This window comes from Acidaminococcus sp. CAG:542 (assembly GCF_000437815.1).
In the GTDB taxonomy this organism is placed as follows: domain Bacteria; phylum Bacillota; class Negativicutes; order Acidaminococcales; family Acidaminococcaceae; genus Acidaminococcus.
Genome location: NZ_FR902041.1, coordinates 17931 through 21563, shown reverse-complemented (window position 1 = coordinate 21563; position 3633 = coordinate 17931). Strand labels below are relative to the sequence as shown.

Genomic DNA, 3633 nt, shown 5'->3' with positions numbered 1-3633 from the left:
GTTTGCAACAGCCCCTTCTTTCAATTATTCAGCAAATACCCTTTCAGCGCTTCACACAGCTCCATCCCCAACGTATTGGGGCTCAATGGATACCAGGACTGGTCTTCCACTTTTTGCTTTCCCGTTTCATTCCCCAGCCCGTTGTAGGTGTACTGGACCAGATCGGATACCACCCGCAGCCGTACGTCGTATTTACTCTGGAGCAGGATGGTCCGGGTGGCGGTGCCCATGGCTCCTTTTCGCACCCATTTGTTCCAGATGGTCAGGATCCCGGTCTTTTCGTCGTACTGGATACTCCGGGAATCATAGTACACATCATAGCTGCTGTTGCTGCCCACCAGGGTCCAGGCCGCAGCTTCTTCCGTAGGAGGGGTGGGCAGGGCTTCCTCTGTCTTTTTTCCAGAGGGTGCAGGCTGCTTTGTATCATTTGCAACAGTAACTGCTGCTTTCGGCGAATCCTTTTTCTCTTCCTGGGCAAAAAGCAGGGAAGGAACCGACAGCAGAGAAACAAATAATAAAGGAAAGAACAGAGATTTTTTCATAATGTACACCCTTTCTGGTAAATCCATGGAACTATTGTACCACATCGTGTTATACTATAGGTAGTTTAACTGATGGATTAATTTGGAAACTTTTCTAAAGGAGGGACGCCTCATGAAAATCACCTTCCTGGGAGCGGACAAAATTGTCACCGGGTCCTGTCACCTGCTGGAAGTGAACGGAAAGAAGATCCTGCTGGACTGCGGCATGTTCCAGGGACCCAAGCTGATCCGGGAACTGAACCGGAAACCCTTCTCCTTCAACCCGGGAGAAATCGACGCGGTGATCCTCAGCCATGCCCATATCGACCACAGCGGCCTTCTGCCCAAACTGATCAAGGAAGGGTTCAAGGGGTTCATCCACTGCACCCCGGTTACCGAAGAACTGTGCCAGATCCTGCTCCCTGACTGCGGACACATCCAGGAATCCGATGCGGAAATCGCCACCCGGAAAGGTCTCCGGGCCGGGAAATCCGTGGTGGAACCCCTGTATACCGCCGACGACGCCTACCTGACCCTGAAGCATTTCATCACCCACGATTACGATGAAGACGTGGAACTGTATCCGGGGATCACCTTCCGGTTCCGGGTGGCCGGCCATATCCTGGGCAGTGCCCTGGTGAACCTGATGATCGAAGAAAACGGGAAGAAGACCAAGCTGATCTTCACCGGGGACGTGGGCCAGCCCAATGTGCCCATCCTGGACGATCCTCATCAGATTTCCGGCGCCGATTTCATCATTACCGAATCCACCTACGGGAACCGGCTCCATGAACAGATCGACCGGGAAAAGGAACTGTGCGACGTGATGAAGGAAGCCCTGAGCCGGGGAGGCAACGTGATCATCCCCGCCTTTGCCGTAGGCCGTACCCAGGTGATGCTCTACTACTTCCAAAAACTCATGCACAGCGGCCAGCTGCCGGTGGTCCCCATTATGGTGGACAGCCCCATGGCCATCAAGGCCACCCAGGTGATGCAGTTCAACCCGGAAGAATATGATGAGGAAGCCCGGACCATTTTCCGGCAGCAGAAGGGGAAACTCATCGACATGCCCAATGTGAAGTACACGGAGACGGCGGCGGAATCCAAGGCCATCAACGACATGCCCAGCCCCATGATCATCATCTCCGCCAGCGGCATGGCCGATGCAGGCCGTGTGCTCCACCATCTGAAACACAACCTGTGGCGGAAGGATTCTTCCGTGATCTTTGCCGGGTATCAGGCGGAAGGCAGCCTGGGCCGGCGGCTCATCGACGGGGCCAAAAAGGTGAAGATCATGGGCGAAGACATTGTGGTGGGGGCCAAGATCTATAACCTGAGCGGTTTTTCCGCCCATGCGGACCGGAACCAGATGCTGGCCCTGTACAAGGGTATGGAGGAAAAGCCCAAGGCCTTCTTCGTGGTCCACGGGGAATACGATGCCGCCAGCTCCTTTGCCCACCTGCTGAATACGGAACTGGGCTGCGCCACCTACATCCCCAACTTCGGTGATTCCGCCATCATCGACGGCACCGACTGGCGGATCGAGGAAACCAAGGTGATCACCAGCGAACCGGCCATCCAGAACATGCGGGATTACCTGCAGAACTTCGAAAAGGATTATCTGGTGTACAAGGGCCGTCTGGAACAGCTCATCACCCACGATCCCCGCCGGATCCCCGATATCCGGGCCAAGATGGACAAAATCCGCAAATACATTGACGATGTGATGAAAACATTGTGACAGTATTTGACATCCAGAGGGGAAAAGAATATAATAGGAAAGTCGAAATGATGCAGTTTACTTTGAGGATGCTTCCAGACAAGCATCCTCTTGATTTATCTGGAAATAAGAGGGGATTGGGCTTTTATGATTAGAAATGATTTGCGTAACATTGCCATCATCGCTCACGTCGACCACGGTAAGACTACCCTGGTGGATGCCATGCTGAAGCAGAGCGGTGTATTCCGGGCCAACCAGCAGGTGCAGGAACGGGTCATGGACTCCAACGATCAGGAAAGAGAACGTGGGATCACCATCCTGGCCAAGAATACTTCCGTTATGCACGATGGCTGCAAGATCAACATCCTGGACACTCCGGGCCATGCTGACTTCGGCGGTGAAGTGGAACGGGTGCTGAACATGGTGGACGGCGTACTGCTGCTGGTAGACGCTTATGAAGGTCCCATGCCCCAGACCAAATACGTACTGCGGAAAGCCCTGGAACATCATCTGAAACCGGTGGTGGTCATCAACAAAATCGACCGTCCGGATCAGCGGGTGGAAGAAGTGGTGGACGAAGTCCTGGACCTGTTCATCGAACTGAACGCCAACGACGACCAACTGGATTTCCCGGTGGTCTATGCCTCCGCCAAGAAGGGCATTGCCAAGCTGTCCATGGATGACGAAAGCGACAACCTGGAACCTCTGTTCCGCACCATCATCAAAAGCATCCCCGCTCCTGACGTGGATGTGGATGCGCCGCTTCAGATGCTGGTCAACACCCTGGACCACGATGACTATGTGGGCCGGATCGTGGTGGGCCGTGTGGTCCGCGGCACCATCAAGAACGGCCAGAACGTGTGCCTGATGCATGATGACAAGCGCACCACCCAGAAGATCGGCCGTCTGTACACCTACGAAGGGCTGAAACGGGTGGAAGTGCCTGAAGCCAAAGCCGGGGACATCATTGCCCTGATCGGCCTGAGCACTGCTGAAATCGGCGACACCATTGCCGATGTGGACAACCCGGAACAGCTCCAGGGGATCAAGGTGGACGAACCCACCCTGTCCATGACCTTCTCCGTCAACGACAGCCCCTTTGCCGGCCAGGAAGGTGACTTCATCACCAGCCGCCATCTCCGTGACCGTCTGTACAAAGAAGTGGAAACCAACGTTTCCATGAAAGTGGAAGACACCGACAGCGCCGATACCTTCAAGGTGTCCGGCCGTGGGGAACTGCATCTGTCCGTGCTCATCGAAGCCATGCGCCGGGAAGGGTTCGAACTCCAGGTAGGGAAACCCACCGTAATCATGCACCGGGATGAAAACGGCAAGCTGCTGGAACCCATGGAAGCACTGACCATCGAAGTGCCCCAGGATTTCATGGGCCCT

The 3633-nt window shown here is 54.9% G+C and carries 3 protein-coding genes; 2 read left to right on the top strand and 1 reads right to left on the bottom strand.

What is annotated here, in order from left to right:
• Positions 1 to 20: 20 nt before the first annotated feature.
• On the bottom strand, positions 21 to 542 hold the full coding sequence (locus QVO43_RS02730) for a surface-adhesin E family protein (RefSeq protein WP_022487070.1): 522 nt from the start codon (positions 540 to 542) through the stop codon (positions 21 to 23).
• A gap of 112 nt (positions 543 to 654) precedes the next feature.
• On the opposite strand from QVO43_RS02730, the gene QVO43_RS02725 reads away from it, so the two are divergent.
• Positions 655 to 2262, top strand: coding sequence for an MBL fold/beta-CASP domain-containing RNA metallo-hydrolase (locus QVO43_RS02725; protein WP_022487069.1), 1608 nt, complete (start codon positions 655 to 657; stop codon positions 2260 to 2262).
• 126 nt (positions 2263 to 2388) lie between these two features.
• The coding region (locus tag QVO43_RS02720) for a GTP-binding protein (protein ID WP_288174386.1) at positions 2389 to 3633 on the top strand (1245 nt) is incomplete at its 3' end.

Excerpts from the sequence above, each read along its gene's own strand:
- QVO43_RS02730 (WP_022487070.1), bottom strand. The coding sequence starts at position 542 with ATGAAAAAATCTCTGTTCTTTCCTTTATTATTTGTTTCTCTGCTGTCG.
- QVO43_RS02725 (WP_022487069.1), top strand. The coding sequence starts at position 655 with ATGAAAATCACCTTCCTGGGAGCGGACAAAATTGTCACCGGGTCCTGT.